This window comes from Brucella sp. IR068 (genome assembly GCF_049065885.1).
GTDB classification, from domain to species: domain Bacteria; phylum Pseudomonadota; class Alphaproteobacteria; order Rhizobiales; family Rhizobiaceae; genus Brucella; species Brucella intermedia.
In genome coordinates this window covers 111,971-126,995 of record NZ_JBAKHE010000007.1, presented here as the reverse complement: position 1 = coordinate 126,995, position 15,025 = coordinate 111,971, and the positions used below count along the sequence as shown (strand labels likewise).

Genomic DNA, 15,025 nt, shown 5'->3' with positions numbered 1-15,025 from the left:
ACGGAGTCGTTGAAACTGCTCTAACTATTTGTTTTGTCGCATTTGCCTCACGCAAAACCGCTTCGCACTTTTGCTGGAAATGCTCTATGCGGTCAGCGGAAGTAATCCTGAAGCGGACGAACTTCCAGCGAGCCTGCCTTGAGGGCTGCGATGGCTTCGGCAGCGGCTTCCGCTCCGGCCATCGTCGTATAGTAAGGCAGCTTCTGCATCAGCGTTGCGCGGCGGATCGACTTGGAGTCGGAAACGGCACTTGCGCTGTCCGTCGTGTTGAAGACCAGATGAATCTGGCGATTGCGGATCGCGTCTTCCACATGCGGACGGCCTTCGATGACCTTGTTGATCTTGGTCGATTCGACGCCGTTTGCTTCGAGGAACTTTTGCGTTCCGCCGGTCGCCATGACCTTGAAGCCGATGCTTGCCAGCAGGCGAACGGGGCCGAGCACGCGTTCCTTGTCCTCATCGCGGACCGATACGAAGACCGTGCCTTCACGCGGCAGTTCCACGCCGGCACCAAGCTGTGCCTTTGCGAAGGCCAGAGCATAGTCGTAGTCGAGACCCATGACTTCGCCGGTCGAGCGCATTTCAGGTCCGAGCAGCGTGTCGACGCCGGGGAAGCGAGCAAACGGGAACACGGCTTCCTTGACCGCGATATGCGGACGGGAAGGCGTCTTCGGCTTGCCGCCATAGGCGCCGAGTGCTGCCTCGAGGCTTTCACCAGCCATGATGCGGGCTGCGACCTTGGCAATCGGCGTGCCGACCGTCTTGGCGACGAAGGGAACCGTGCGCGATGCACGCGGATTGACTTCGAGAATGAAGATTTCGCCGTCCTTGATGGCGAACTGCACATTCATCAGCCCGCCCACATGAAGCGCCTTGGCAAGCGCTGCCGTCTGGCGTTCCAGTTCGGCGACGATTTCAGCCGAAAGCGTGTGCACCGGCAGCGAGCAGGCGCTGTCGCCCGAGTGGATGCCGGCTTCCTCGATATGCTCCATGATGCCGGCGACAAAGCTGTCCTTGCCGTCGCAGAGGCAATCGACGTCTACTTCGATGGCTTCGGTCAGATAGGTGTCGAACAGGAGCGGGTTCTTGCCGAGCAACGTGTTGATCTGGCCGGTCTTGTCGTTCGGGTACTTGGCCTTGATGTCTTCGGGCACCAGTTCCGGCACAGTATCGAGCAGATAGTTCTGCAACGAACGCTCATCATGGATGATCTGCATGGCGCGGCCACCCAGAACATAGGACGGGCGCACGACAAGCGGGAAGCCGAGATCGGCGGCGACGAGGCGGGCCTGTTCGACCGAATAGGCGATGCCGTTCTTCGGCTGATTGAGATCGAGCTTGATCAGCAGCTTCTGGAAGCGGTCGCGGTCTTCGGCAAGGTCGATGGCGTCCGGCGAGGTGCCGAGGATCGGAATGCCTGCCTTTTCAAGCGCATTGGCGAGTTTCAGCGGGGTCTGACCGCCAAACTGAACGATGACGCCGTGGAGCGTGCCCTTTTCCTGCTCGACGCGCAGGATTTCCAGCACGTCTTCCGCGGTCAGCGGTTCGAAATAGAGACGGTCCGAGGTGTCGTAGTCGGTCGAAACCGTTTCCGGGTTGCAGTTGACCATGATGGCTTCGTAATCGGCATCGCCGAGCGCGAAGGCTGCATGGCAGCAGCAATAATCGAACTCGATGCCCTGACCGATACGGTTCGGACCGCCGCCGAGAATGACGACCTTCTTGCGATCCGACACTTCGGCTTCGCAGCGCGGCTGGCCGACGAAAGGCGTTTCGTAGGTCGAGTACATATAGGCGGTCGGCGAGGCGAATTCGGCGGCGCAGGTGTCGATGCGCTTGTAGACCGGATGCACGTCGAGATCGGCGCGCAGCTTGGCCACGTCTTCGGCGTCCTTGCCGGTCAGGCTTGCAAGGCGCGCATCGGAGAAGCCCATGGCCTTCAGCATGCGCAGGTTTTCAGCGTCCTGCGGCAGGCCATGCTCGCGAATGCGCTCTTCGGTCTTTACGATGGCTTCGATCTGTTCGAGGAACCATGGATCGATCTTCGATGCGTCATGCACCTGTTCGGTGGTGAGGCCAAGGCGCATTGCCTGCGCCACCATGCGCAGACGATCCGGCGTCGGCGTGCCGATAGCGGCGCGGATGGCGTTCTTTTCGTCGCCTTCCTCGATATTGGGAATGGCGATTTCATCGAGACCCGTCAGGCCGGTTTCGAGGCCGCGCAGTGCCTTCTGCAAGCTTTCCTGGAAGGTACGGCCAATGGCCATCACTTCACCGACCGACTTCATGGCGGTGGTCAGGATCGGCGAGGAACCGGGGAATTTCTCGAAGGCGAAACGCGGGATCTTGGTAACGACATAGTCGATCGACGGCTCGAAGGAGGCTGGCGTTGCACCGCCGGTAATGTCGTTGTCGAGTTCATCGAGCGTGTAGCCGACGGCAAGCTTGGCTGCGACCTTGGCGATCGGGAAGCCGGTTGCCTTGGAAGCCAGCGCCGAAGAACGCGACACGCGCGGGTTCATTTCGATGACGATCATGCGGCCATTGGCCGGATTGATCGCGAACTGGACGTTGGAGCCGCCGGTTTCGACGCCGATCTCGCGCAGCACCGCAATCGAGGCGTTGCGCATGATCTGGTATTCCTTGTCGGTCAAGGTCAGCGCAGGCGCAACCGTGATCGAGTCGCCCGTGTGGACGCCCATCGGATCGAGGTTTTCAATCGAGCAGATGATGATGCAGTTATCCGCCTTGTCGCGGACGACTTCCATTTCATATTCTTTCCAGCCCAGAACCGACTCTTCGATCAGAACTTCGGTCGTCGGCGAGGCATCCAGGCCGCGTTCGATGATTTCAAAGAATTCCTGGCGGTTATAGGCAATGCCGCCGCCGGTGCCGCCGAGCGTGAAGCTCGGGCGGATGATGGCGGGAAGGCCGACCACGTCGAGTGCCTGCGCTGCCTTTGCAAGCGCATGGCTCATATAGCGCTGCTTGCGTTCCACTTCGCCGAGCTGCCATTCGGTTTCCAGCTTGTCGAGCGCCTTGTCGAGATCGTCGCCGGAGAACTGCGCCTTCACTTCGGCGCGCTTGGCTTCGTGGCGCTTGCGGTCCTCGTCCTTGATTTCGGTCGCGTTGGCGAGCATCGAGCCCGGCGTGTCGAGGCCGATCTTCTGCATCGCCTCGCGGAAGAGCGCGCGATCTTCCGCCTTGTCGATGGCTTCCGCATTGGCGCCGATCATCTCAACGTTATAACGTTCAAGAACACCCATGCGGCGCAGCGACAATGCGGTGTTGAGCGCGGTCTGGCCGCCCATGGTGGGCAGGATCGCGTCCGGGCGTTCCTTGGCGATGATCTTGGCCACGACTTCCGGCGTGATCGGCTCGATATAGGTCGCATCGGCCAGATCGGGATCGGTCATGATCGTGGCGGGGTTGGAGTTGACGAGGATGATGCGGTAGCCTTCCTCTTTCAACGCCTTGCAGGCCTGCGTGCCGGAATAGTCGAACTCGCAAGCCTGGCCGATGACAATGGGGCCCGCGCCGATAATCAGGATCGATTTGATATCTGTACGTTTCGGCATGAGCTCATCCTATCTTCTTCGCGCGCATGATCTTGTCCCGAAACCGGTTCCCACTTTCGAGAGACATGCTTCTTAGCCTGCCAGAAAAGCCCGCACGGTTTTCCGGCGGGTTGGCAGCTTATGAATTCTGTGGGCTAAGCGGGCCTTATAGGCAATCATTTCGATAAGCGGAACCCCACAAATCGTTTTATTTCAAAGAAAGTGGGGGCATTCACGAAAATTCTGCTTTCTCCGTGGATGTTATAACCGAACCAAAGCGTTCGCGCGCTGATTTCCCGCTCGCGCGGCTGACCGGCAGCAGCGTGCCGTCCTTCGTCAGCAGGCTGAGACCGCCATTGGCCTTGCGCAATTCTGCAACGTGCCGGTCGGCAACCCAGTGCGAGCGATGAATCTGAAGCCCGCTCGTATTGCCGACCTCATTCACGGCATCGGAAAAGCGGAGAAGGAGAAGTTCTTCTCCCCGGCTGGTGACGATCCTTGTGTAGTGATCTTCCGCGGAAAGACGCAGAATCGCGCCGCGATTGCCGGGTTTCAGCCGGGCGAGCAATGGCGGCGGCGTGTCGGCAATATTTCTCGGGACGGATTCCAGCTCACGGCGCAGCGTCATGTAGGCGAGAATGCAGAAAAGGGCGCTGAGGGGCAAGGCGACCGAGGCGTTGGCGAGAACCGCACTCGCCGTGGGCGTTCTGCCCGAAAAGCCCCAGTCGATAAACCCGATCCAGAGTCCGATCGGGAGGGCTGCCACGACAGCGCCGGCCATCATGCGGGCAAAGGCATGCTTGAAAAATGGTTCAAGAAAAGCATCTGCCAGAACAGAAAAGGCGATTGCGGTTGACCAACCGATAAACTGCACCGAGAGCCAGTAAAAGAAGCGAACCGCAACCGGCATGGACTGGTCCGTCCCGAAGGGGCCGGTAACGGTGAAGATCAGCACGACGACGAAGAAGGTGCCCCACAGGCGCGGCGCACGAATGATGGTCGACAATTCGCGAAGCGCGAATTGCAACAAGCCTCCGGTCACGTAGTTTTCCTGCATTTGACGCCGTTTCGATTGAGGTGAGCGCAGTCTTGTTGAAAGCGACAGGAAATTCAACAGGAACGCTGCGATGAACTTCGAACCGCTTCTTCATGCACCGCTTGCCATTCAGATCCATGTCGCGACTGTCGTGCCCGCCGCCATCATCGGCCTTGTCATCTTCATGCGCCGCAAGGGTACGAGACTGCACAAGGCGCTGGGGCGCCTTTGGGTGACGCTGATGGTCGCAACAGCGATCTCCAGCTTTTTCATTCACCAGATCAATCTCATAGGCGGCTTCAGCCCGATACATCTTCTTTCGATACTGGTGCTGTCGGGGTGCGCACGCGCCGTCATTGCTGCCCGGACAGGACAGATAGAGGCACATCGCAGGATCATGAGAAGCGTCTATCTCGGCGGAATTCCCGGAGCAGGGTTCTTTGCGTTCATGCCCGGACGCATCATGAACGAGGTTGCGTTTCCTTATGGATGGAGGTCGCCATTTCTTTTGGCCTGCCTTCTGCTGGCTCTCCTTGCGGCGGGTTTCGCCTATCGAAGCCGAACGGGTTTTCTTGTGAGCAAACTATTGCGAAAGAGTCTTCGTTTGTGATTGACGCTGCCATTTACTTTTTATGTTGCCGTGCCAACTCTTTATGCGACAATTACAGGTATAGTTTGGTGCCGCTTCGTTAAGGGCGGCACGGTGCACGGGAGTTGGTCAATGCGCTGGCAAGGCCGTAGGCAAAGCGACAATGTTGAAGATCTGCGCGGAGAGCAGGGCGGTGGTGCAGGCGGCGGCTTCGGTCGCGGCGGGGGCCTCGGCGGTCCGGGATTTCGAATCGTCCGTGGCGGCGGGATTTCAGGCATCCTCATTCTGGTGGTGATGTTCTTCGTGCTGCGCGCAGTGGGCATCGATCCGCTGCCAATCCTGTTCGGTGACGGCAGCATGGGGCCGAGCGTGACGCAGCAGGCCGACCAGTCGGGACGGACGGTTGCCGAAGGCGGCAATGTTGCCAATGACGAGACGACGCAGTTTGCCCGCACCATCCTTGCCGAGACGGAAGACGTGTGGAGCGGCATTTTCCAATCGCGCGGCCAGACCTATACCAAGCCGACGATGGTGCTGTTTTCGGGACAGGTTCGTTCGGCCTGCGGTTTTGCATCTGCGGCTTCAGGGCCGTTTTACTGCCCCGGCGACCGCAAGCTCTACATCGATCTGAGCTTCTATAACGAATTGGCCAACCGCTTCGGGGCTTCCGGCGATTTTGCGCGTGCCTATGTTCTGGCGCATGAGGTCGGGCACCATGTGCAGAACCTGCTCGGCATCCTGCCGAAGTTCAACCAGATGCGCCAGCAGATGAGCGAAGCACAGGCAAACCAGATGTCGGTTCGCGTCGAGCTTCAGGCCGATTGCTTCGCCGGTGTGTGGGGCTACTACACGGAGCAGAAGGGCATTCTGGAGTCGGGCGACCTGGAAAGTGCGCTCAATGCGGCCCACCAGATCGGCGACGATACGCTGCAACGCCGCAGTCAGGGTTATGTCGTGCCTGAAAGCTTCAACCACGGCACCTCGGCCCAGCGTGCCAAATGGTTCCAGCGCGGTTTCGACAGCGGAAAGCTGGAATCATGCGATACGTTCAGCGGTGACGTTTAAGATCGTTTCGATATTGCGGAAAAGGCGGTTTCGGCCGCCGTTTTCTTTATCCGGCCGAATTCCATTTTCTTTTTGTCGAAACCGGGGAATATTCGCCTTGTCGTGAAATAATTTTCCAGATAAATGCTTTTCGACCGGCGCGGCCCTTTTCCCGATTTGCAAGCGTGACGCTCAGTTTTGAGCGGCGATGGCGCGCGAGTTCTCCAATCAACACAATTTATGACTGTTCCACCTCGTGCGTCGTGGAGCATATTTCAGGTGTCCCATGCATGATCCCCAGTTTGTACGGCGGGGCTTGTTACTCGTCTTTATGACATTGTTTCTCGACATTATCGGCATTGCGATCATCATGCCGGTTCTGCCGACTTTTCTCGAAGAGCTGACCGGCGCGGATATCAGCACCGCTGCCGTCGATGGCGGCTGGCTCCTGCTGGTCTATGCCGGAATGCAATTCCTGTTCGCCCCGATGATCGGGAATCTGAGCGACCGTTTCGGGCGGCGCCCGGTGCTGCTCGCCTCGATCTTCACCTTCGCGCTCGACAATCTGATCTGCGCGCTCGCAACCACCTACTGGATGCTGTTTGTCGGCCGTATTCTGGCGGGTATCAGCGGAGCGAGCTTCGCGACGGCTTCGGCCTACATCGCCGATGTGAGCGATGACAGCAATCGCGCGCGCAATTTCGGCCTGATCGGCATTGCCTTCGGTGTCGGCTTTGCGCTCGGTCCGGTTCTGGGCGGCCTGCTGGGCGAGTTCGGCCCGCGCGTTCCGTTCTACGGTGCGGCGTTCCTGTCGTTCATCAACTTCATTCTGGCTTATTTCCTTTTGCCGGAAACGTTGAAGCGTGAAAACCGGCGCTCGTTCCAATTCGCCCGCGCCAATCCGCTGGGAGCACTCAAGCAGATGCGGAACTATCCGGGCATCGGCTGGGTCGTGCTGGTCTTCTTCCTGTTCTGGCTGGCCCATGCCGTCTATCCGTCCGTCTGGGCGTTTGTCGGTGCTTATCGCTATAACTGGAGCGAAGCGCAGATCGGCTTTTCGCTCGGGCTTTTCGGCATTGGCGCGGCATTCGTCATGGCGCTGGTTCTGCCACGGGTCCTGCCGATACTGGGTGAAAAGCGCACGGCGATGACCGGTGTGCTGTTCTCCTGTCTGGGGCTGATCGGCTACGCCATCGCATGGGAGGGATGGATGGTTTATGCCGTCATCTTCCTGACGGCGCTGGAAGGTCTGGCCGATCCGCCGCTGCGCAGCATCGCGGCAGGCAAGGTTCCGCCTTCGGCGCAAGGCGAATTGCAGGGCGCACTGACAAGCGTGTCGAGCATTACGACCATCATCGGCCCGCTCATCTTCACGCAGTTGTTCGCGATTTTCACCGGCAAGAATGCGCCGTTCGTTTTCGCGGGCATGCCCTATGCCGTGGGCGCCGGGCTGGTCTTTCTGGCGCTGGTCATCGTGGTGGCGCGGGTGCGGCCTACCGCACCGGCCAGACTGTCGGAGGTCTGATTGATACAAAAAGAAAGGCCGGAGTTTTGCTCCGGCCTTTTCGTTTGATGGTTCATGCGCAGCGTTCAAGCCGCCTGTTCGCGTTCCGGAAGCGGCGCCTGGCCCTTCTTTTCGCGGATCAGATTGATGAAACGGCGGAACAGATAGTGCGAATCCTGCGGGCCGGGCGATGCTTCCGGATGGTGCTGCACCGAGAAGACCGGCTTGCCGACAACGCGCAGGCCGCAATTGGTGCCGTCGAAGAGCGAGACGTGCGTCTCCTCGACATTTTCCGGCAGCGAGTCGGAATCGACCGCGAAACCGTGGTTCATCGAGACGATCTCGACCTTGCCGGTCGTGTAGTCCTTCACCGGATGGTTGGCGCCGTGATGGCCCTGATGCATCTTTTCGGTGCGTCCGCCAAGCGCGAGCGCCAGCATCTGGTGACCGAGGCAGATGCCGAAGACTGGAAGTTCGGTTTCGACAAGCTTCTTGATGGTCGGCACGGCATATTCGCCGGTCGCTGCCGGGTCGCCGGGGCCGTTGGAGAGAAAGACGCCATCCGGATTGTGGGCCAGAACGTCCTCAGCCGTCGCGGTCGCAGGCAGAACGGTGACTTTTGCGCCGAGGCCGGTGAGCAGGCGCAGGATGTTGCGCTTCACGCCGAAATCGAGCGCCACCACGTGATATTCCGGGGCTTCCTGTTCGCCGTAGCCATCTGCGAGCGTCCATGGCGTTTCCTTCCATGTGAGGCTCTGGCCAACCGTGACGTCCTTGGCGAGATCGAGGTTTTCGAGGCCGCTCCACGCGGCAGCGCGCGCCTTGAGTGCATCAAGGTCGAAATTGCCGCTCGGGTCATGCGCGATGACCGCGTTCTGGGCACCGCGCTCGCGAATGAGCGAAGTCAGCGCGCGGGTGTCGATGCCGGCGAGCGCGATGATGCCGCGATGCTTCAGCCAGGCGTCGAGATCTTCTTTTGCGCGGAAATTTGACGGCGAGGTGATGTCGGCCTTGAAGATTGCGCCGACCGCGCCGTGCCGGTTGGCGGGCGTCAGGTCTTCGACGTCTTCGGCATTGGTGCCGACATTGCCGATATGCGGGAAGGTGAAGGTGACGATCTGTCCGGCATAGGATGGATCGGTCAGGATTTCCTCGTAACCGGTCAGCGCCGTGTTGAACACGACTTCGGCTTCGACCGCGCCAACTGCGCCGAGGCCCTTGCCTTCGATCACGGTTCCGTCCGCAAGAACCAGGATGGCGGTTCGCTTCTCGACAGTCCAGGGTGCTGTTTTCGGTGTCGTTTCTGTCATGGTCTGCACTCCTGTTTGTTAGCCGCACGCCAGCGTGTGCTGTTATTTCGTTACCAGTTAGTGCACCGGACTGATGGAATCAAATCGAGGCTCTAACTGTTTGTTTGCATGCATGTCTTTGCCCCAAAACCGGTTCCCGCCTTTGGGCGACATGCATTAGCGGCACGCGTTCGCGTTTCACCCCGCCACCGGTAAGGTAGCTTGAAAGATGAAGCGTCAAGGGTCATATATGCGCCAAAAGGCAGCGGGGATTTCAAACCTCCCGCCGCGAGCACGTGCCGATGTCCTGCTAAGCCTTGAGCAATAGAGAAACTTGAAGGCCGGGTCAATCGTCCGAAGCGGGGCTTTCCCGAAATAATGACGATAATCGTCGCATTATTTCTCGGGATGCCGGTTCGGACAGCTCGGCGTTTCTGCTCGCTTGCTGTATAGATGCACGAAACGAACAACACAGAACAAACACCGTCAGGAGAGACGTTATGCTTCGCCAGGAGATTTCCCAGGCCCTCACGACCGCGCTGAAAGCACAGGAAAAGCGCCGCATGTCGACGCTGCGGCTGATCCTGGCTGCGGTAAAGGACCGAGACATCGCCAATCGCACCGCTGGCAAGGACCCTGTCGGGGACGAAGAATTGCTGGGCATCCTCGGCAAGATGGTCAAGCAGCGTGAAGAATCCGCCCGCATCTACGAGGAAGGCAGCCGTATCGAGCTGGCCGAAGCAGAGCGTGAGGAAATCGCGATCATTTCCGAGTTCCTGCCGCAGCAGATGTCGGACGACGAGATCAAGCAGGCCTGTGCGGATGTAATTGCTGAAATCGGCGCGCAGGGCCTGCGCGACATGGGCAAGTGCATGGCGGTCCTGAAGGAGCGTTATGCCGGCAAGATGGATTTCACCAAGGCCAGCGCCATCGTGAAATCGCTTTTGCAGTGAAAGCGTAAGGCCTGAAGGCTTTCGGCTTTTGATTCAGCCCTCGCTCTGGCGAGGGCTTTTCTTTGTGCTATGCATGGCGAAGGCCAACCAATCACCGGATGCTGACTGATGAAAACAGCTTTGCTTGTCATAGATGTTCAAAACGACATTGTGGCCGGGATGGGCACGCCGGAACGGCAGCCCGCTATCGACCGGGCCCTTGATGAGATCGTCATGCGGCTGCGCGGCTTGCAGGAGAAGGCGCGGCAGGCCGGAATTCCGGTCGTCATGGTTCAGCATGACGGCGGCCCGGGGGACGAGCTGGAAGAAGGCACGGCGGGATGGGAAATCCGCAAGGAGCTTTCCTTGCAACCGGGCGACGTTCTCGTCGAAAAGCGGAGTTGCGATTCTTTCCACGAAACGGACCTTCAAACCGTTCTGGAACAGCGGAATATCTCGCATCTCGTCGTCGGCGGCTGCCAGACGCAATATTGCGTCGACACCACCGTCCGGCGCGCCGTTTCTCTCGGTTACGACGTCACGTTGATCGGGGATGCGCACACGACCGGCGACACCGCCAGCCTGCAATTCGCGGATATCGTTGCGCATCACAATGAAACATTGAGCGGTTTCAGGGCGGGAAATGCTCGCGTGCGGGTGCGTACGGCTGCGGATATTTCCTTTTGAGGCTTGACGCCATGCGGCAGCAGGCATGACCTGCCGCCGCTGGACCGGTGGTCAGCTCTGCTTGGCGGTCTTGAGGCGCGTATCGCTGAGCAGCCCCTGTTCCTCAAGCACGGGGTAGGCCATCGACGCCAGAAGCGAGTTGATCTGCTTGAGGTCGCGGATCGTGTCGAGATGGATGGAGCTCGTCTCGATGCTGCGGGTCGCGCCTTCGCGCAGGCGCGTGAAGTGCCGCATGCTCGTCTGCTTTTCCAGTTCGCGCAACTGGTCCTTTTCCTGCACAAGCTGGCGGGCGGTGCGGCCATCGCGTGAAACGATGACGTTGAATGCCATATGAGCATTGGCCAGAACCATGGCGTGGAAATGGCTGAGTTCCTTCCAGCCTTCCTCGGTGAATTCCAGCTGGTGGTCCATCTTCTTCTGGACATGCGCCAGCATGTTGCGGACGATGATGTCGCCCACCTGTTCGAGCTTTACGCAGGCTCCCAGCAGTTCCTGCATCCGCAGGGACTCGAAATCCGACAGTTCATGGGTTGCGAGCCTGGTCAGGTAGAGCTTGATCGCGGCGTGCTTCTTGTCCACCCGGTCGTCCAGCGCCGCGAGTTCGTTGATCCGCGCCTGATCGGGCTTTTCGTAAAGCTCGATAATGCGGCGCAGCATGACCTCGATCGTGTCGCAGACACCCACCACCTCGCGGGTTGCATTGGCGAGCGCCTGTGAAGGCCGGTCGAGCACGGCGGCGTCGAGCGCGCTGTATTCCTCGGTCGCCAGCGGCTGAGCAGGCGCATTGCTGTCGGCGTTGAGGTGCACAAGCGCTTCGGTCGCCCGCAGCAGGAGGCCGGAAAGCGGGATGCCTGCAATCATTACGATGACGTTGAACAGGATATGCGCATTGACCACCTGCGACACCGGATCGGCGCCGAGGAAGGCGACCGATGGCTTGAAGGTCTGGTAGAGCACCAGCATGACGAGCGATCCGGCACCGCGCATCAGGAGATTGCCGAGCGGTACGACGCGGGTTTCAGGCGGGGCATGACGGGTCAGGATCGGCGCGATGATCGACGAACCCAGATTGACGCCGAGAACCATCACCACGGCAAGTTCTGGCTGGATCAGCCCGCGTGACGCGAACGTGGTGAGGAGGATGACGGCGGCAACGCTTGAATGAAACAGCCATGTCATCAGCGCTGCAAGCAGATAGGCGGTGATCGGATCGCCGGATAGATAATCGACGATGACCGGCAGCAATTCGCTTTGCCGCAGCGGTTCCGTGGCCTGTCCGGTCATTTCCAGCGACATGATGAGAAGGCCGATGCCGACCAGAATACGTCCGATCTGCCGCCAGTCGCGGCGCTCGGTCGTCATGAAGATGCCGGTGCCGATGACGAGGCAGAGGGGCACTAGGAGCGTGAGGTCGTAGCTCAGAATCTTGACGACGAGGGCGGAACCAAGCTCTCCGCCGCGCACGGCCATGAGGCCCGCGATGCCGCTGACAAAACCTGACCCGACAAAAGAACCGACGAGAAGCGTAACCGCAGTCGAGCTTTGCAGCGCGACAGCAAGGGCCAGGCCAAAGGCAACGGAAAGCAGCGGATTCTGCATCTGGTTGCGCAGGCGTCTGCGCAGCCGGTCGCCATAGGCGCGTTCCACCCCGGTCCGCACCATGCGTGTCGCCCATAGCAGGAGGGCAACTGCACCGGCCAGATGCAAAAGGACTACAGAACCATTCACGGCAAAATCCCTTCGGGTTGGAGGTGAATATCTGTGATTAAGCTAACGCAACAAATGAAGAAAAAATATGTTCCGGCTAATCAAATTTCCAAGAGATATGGGCTTGTTCGCAATAAAAAGCAATCCATTCCCACAGCGTCATGACGAATATATGACAGTTTTGTGACAATGCGCCTGCCCGCTGGCGGCATGTGATTAGCGGGGAGGGACGCGCCTGCGCGATGGACTGTGGAAGCGGGCGGGCCTATATACTCTTTAGAATGCACCGGTTGCCCGAATGGCCTGCCTGTATGAACCGAAAGTGAAATCTGTAATGCGTTTTCCGCCCTCCTTTCTCGATGAGATCAGAGACCGCGTCCCGATCTCGACGCTGATAGGGACGCGCGCTTCGTTCGACCGCAAGAAAAGCAATCCGCCAAAGGGCGATTTCTGGGCCTGCTGTCCGTTCCATGGCGAGAAGACGCCGAGCTTTCACTGTGAAGACCGCAAGGGCCGCTATCATTGTTTCGGTTGCGGCGTGACCGGCGATCACTTCAAGTTTCTGACCGATCTCGAGGGGCTGAGTTTCCCCGAAGCTGTCGAACGCGTCGCCGATATGGCAGGCGTGCCGATGCCGGCGCGCGATCCGGAAATGGAAAAGCGCGAGGCGCAGCGCGCCACGCTCTATGATGTCATGGAACTGGCTGCGCAGTTTTTTGAAAGCCAGTTGCAAAATGCGGTTGGCGCCAAGGCGCGCGCCTATCTGCGCGACCGCGGCCTTTCGACCGCGACACAGCAAGCATTCCGTATCGGCTACGCGCCGGAATCGCGCAACGCGTTGAAGGAATTTCTGGCAGGCAAGGGCGTGTCGCGCGAGCAGATCGAGGCGTGCGGCCTTGTCGTGCACGGCGAGGGAATTGCGGTTTCCTATGACCGTTTTCGCGATCGCGTCATGTTCCCGATCGAGGATCTGCGCGGGCGCATCATCGCCTTCGGTGGCCGTGCGCTTTCTGCCGATGCCCCGGCAAAATATCTGAACTCGCCGGAAACCGAACTGTTTCACAAGGGGCGGGTGCTCTATAACGGATTGCGGGCGCGCAAGGCCTGCCAGCCGCAAGGCGGCGAGCCTGCCAAATCCATCATTGCCGTCGAAGGCTATATGGATGTGATCGCGCTGGCGCAGGCCGGTATCCATCAGGTGGTGGCTCCGCTTGGCACGGCGCTGACCGAAGAGCAGCTCGACCTGCTCTGGCGCATCAGCCCCGAACCCGTATTGTGTTTCGACGGCGACGGGGCGGGCCTTCGCGCCGCCTATCGCGCCGTCGATCTGGGGCTGCCTGCCTTGCAGCCCGGTAAGTCGCTGCGTTTCGCGCTTCTGCCGGAGGGGCAGGACCCGGACGATCTCGTCAAGGCGGAAGGGTCGGCTGCGTTCCATGCGGTCCTGCGCGATGCCAGGCCGCTGGTCGATATGGTGTGGACGCGGGAAACGGCAGGCGGTGTGTTCGATACGCCAGAGCGCCGGGCCGAGCTTGAAGCGCGGCTGCGGGAGATTACCAGCCGCATCGCCAATGAAGATATTCGCCGCCACTATAGCCAGGATATGCGCGACCGGGCGCAGGCTTTCTTTGGTCAGGGACGACAGGGGTATCAGGGTGGAGGGCAGCGCAATTCATCTTTCAACCGCAGGAACGAAGGCGGGCGCGGGCGCGGCGGACCGGCTGGCGGCAGCGGGCGACTTGCGATTTCCGACAGCCTGGTGCGTTCCACCCTGGTAAAGGGCGGCAGGCCGGGCGCTGGTTCGCACGCCCCCTTGCGTGAAACGGCAATCGTGCTGACGCTTCTCAACCATCCGCGTCTGATCGAAGAGGATTTCGAGACGCTGGCCGCGCTCGATCTGGGACATGAAGCCTTGAGGTCGCTACATCTGGCCATGCTGGACGTGCTGGCTGCCGGTCACATGGAAGATGGCCATGCGATGCGGCGGGCGCTGGTCAATGCCGGGCATGGCGAACAGATCGAAATGCTCGAACTTGTGGTGAAGGGCGCGAAGCTCTGGACCGCGACGGCGCTGGCCGCAGAAGACGATGCGCGGGAAGCGCTTCGGCAGGCGCTTCACTTGCATCAGCGGGCGCGCACACTACATAAGGAGCTGCGAGCCGTTGAGGCCGCGCTTGAAACAGATGAAACGGGCGAGCTGTTCGCACGTCTCAGAGATATACAAAATCAGATTTTGAAAGCTGATGCGACAGAAGCGCTGATCGATGGTTTCGGCCTGTCTTCGGGGCGTCCGCCCGGCGGCTTCTGATTCGGATTTCACGAATCAGGCTTGCTACTACAGCCGGAAATGCGGGGTTGCGATCCCGCAAACGCGCTCTATCTGGCCGACGGAGAGGCCGCGACAACAAAATGATTCGCTTTTTAAGCGCGAATCAGGTGAGTCGCTCTTGACGTATGGCGTAAATGACGGAATCACGACAGTTCGAACAAGGAAAAGAACAGAAACCGGTGATATCCGAGGCTGCAAGGCGGCAAGCTGGGTACGGGCCGGAAAAGTGGCCCGGAAAGTGGCGTTGTCCGGTTGACCGCCCATCTGCCCACAAGAAATCGGAGATGAAGAAGCCCGATACCGATGGCAAGGTTAATCCGCCATTAACAGGAAATCGGCTACTCGCAGAATCAA

General features: G+C 59.7%; 10 protein-coding genes. 6 read left to right on the top strand and 4 right to left on the bottom strand.

What is annotated here, in order from left to right; genetic code table 11:
- Nucleotides 1-92: 92 nt before the first annotated feature.
- Together carB and ACOWVS_RS13665 are read right to left on the bottom strand one after the other, a co-directional pair.
- Entirely contained in the window at nucleotides 93-3,578 is a 3,486-nt protein-coding gene (carB, locus tag ACOWVS_RS13670) for a carbamoyl-phosphate synthase large subunit (protein ID WP_021586926.1), read from the bottom strand.
- Between the two features lie 211 nt (nucleotides 3,579-3,789).
- The gene (locus ACOWVS_RS13665) at nucleotides 3,790-4,614 is read right to left on the bottom strand and encodes a LytTR family DNA-binding domain-containing protein (protein ID WP_021586925.1); all 825 of its coding nucleotides are present in this window, start codon (nucleotides 4,612-4,614) and stop codon (nucleotides 3,790-3,792) included.
- A gap of 70 nt (nucleotides 4,615-4,684) precedes the next feature.
- On the opposite strand from ACOWVS_RS13665, the gene ACOWVS_RS13660 reads away from it, so the two are divergent.
- From ACOWVS_RS13660 to ACOWVS_RS13650, 3 genes are all read left to right on the top strand, one after another.
- Entirely contained in the window at nucleotides 4,685-5,203 is a 519-nt protein-coding gene (locus ACOWVS_RS13660) for a DUF2306 domain-containing protein (protein ID WP_021586924.1), read from the top strand.
- A gap of 111 nt (nucleotides 5,204-5,314) precedes the next feature.
- Entirely contained in the window at nucleotides 5,315-6,247 is a 933-nt protein-coding gene (locus ACOWVS_RS13655) for a neutral zinc metallopeptidase (RefSeq protein ID WP_006471647.1), read from the top strand.
- A 265-nt stretch (nucleotides 6,248-6,512) separates the two neighbouring features.
- Nucleotides 6,513-7,751, top strand: coding sequence for a TCR/Tet family MFS transporter (locus ACOWVS_RS13650; protein WP_025090515.1), 1,239 nt, complete (start codon nucleotides 6,513-6,515; stop codon nucleotides 7,749-7,751).
- 65 nt (nucleotides 7,752-7,816) lie between these two features.
- Here the strand turns inward: ACOWVS_RS13650 and carA are convergent, their stop codons facing one another.
- The gene (gene carA, locus ACOWVS_RS13645) at nucleotides 7,817-9,040 is read right to left on the bottom strand and encodes a glutamine-hydrolyzing carbamoyl-phosphate synthase small subunit (protein ID WP_021586922.1); all 1,224 of its coding nucleotides are present in this window, start codon (nucleotides 9,038-9,040) and stop codon (nucleotides 7,817-7,819) included.
- Between the two features lie 479 nt (nucleotides 9,041-9,519).
- On the opposite strand from carA, the gene ACOWVS_RS13640 reads away from it, so the two are divergent.
- Both ACOWVS_RS13640 and ACOWVS_RS13635 read left to right on the top strand, forming a co-directional pair.
- Complete coding sequence (locus tag ACOWVS_RS13640; RefSeq protein WP_021586921.1) at nucleotides 9,520-9,972, top strand: GatB/YqeY domain-containing protein; 453 nt, start codon at nucleotides 9,520-9,522, stop codon at nucleotides 9,970-9,972.
- 108 nt (nucleotides 9,973-10,080) lie between these two features.
- Nucleotides 10,081-10,638 carry a cysteine hydrolase family protein gene (locus tag ACOWVS_RS13635; RefSeq protein ID WP_025090514.1) on the top strand — a complete coding sequence of 186 codons (558 nt, stop codon included), beginning with the start codon at nucleotides 10,081-10,083 and terminating at the stop codon, nucleotides 10,636-10,638.
- Nucleotides 10,639-10,689: 51 nt separating this feature from the next.
- Here the strand turns inward: ACOWVS_RS13635 and ACOWVS_RS13630 are convergent, their stop codons facing one another.
- Entirely contained in the window at nucleotides 10,690-12,366 is a 1,677-nt protein-coding gene (locus ACOWVS_RS13630) for a Na/Pi cotransporter family protein (protein WP_075042009.1), read from the bottom strand.
- 313 nt (nucleotides 12,367-12,679) lie between these two features.
- Here ACOWVS_RS13630 and dnaG point away from each other — a divergent pair, with 313 nt between their 5' ends.
- Nucleotides 12,680-14,650 (top strand): DNA primase, encoded by a 1,971-nt coding sequence (gene dnaG, locus ACOWVS_RS13625; protein ID WP_006471650.1) that lies wholly within the window; start codon nucleotides 12,680-12,682, stop codon nucleotides 14,648-14,650.
- Nucleotides 14,651-15,025 lie beyond the last annotated feature (375 nt).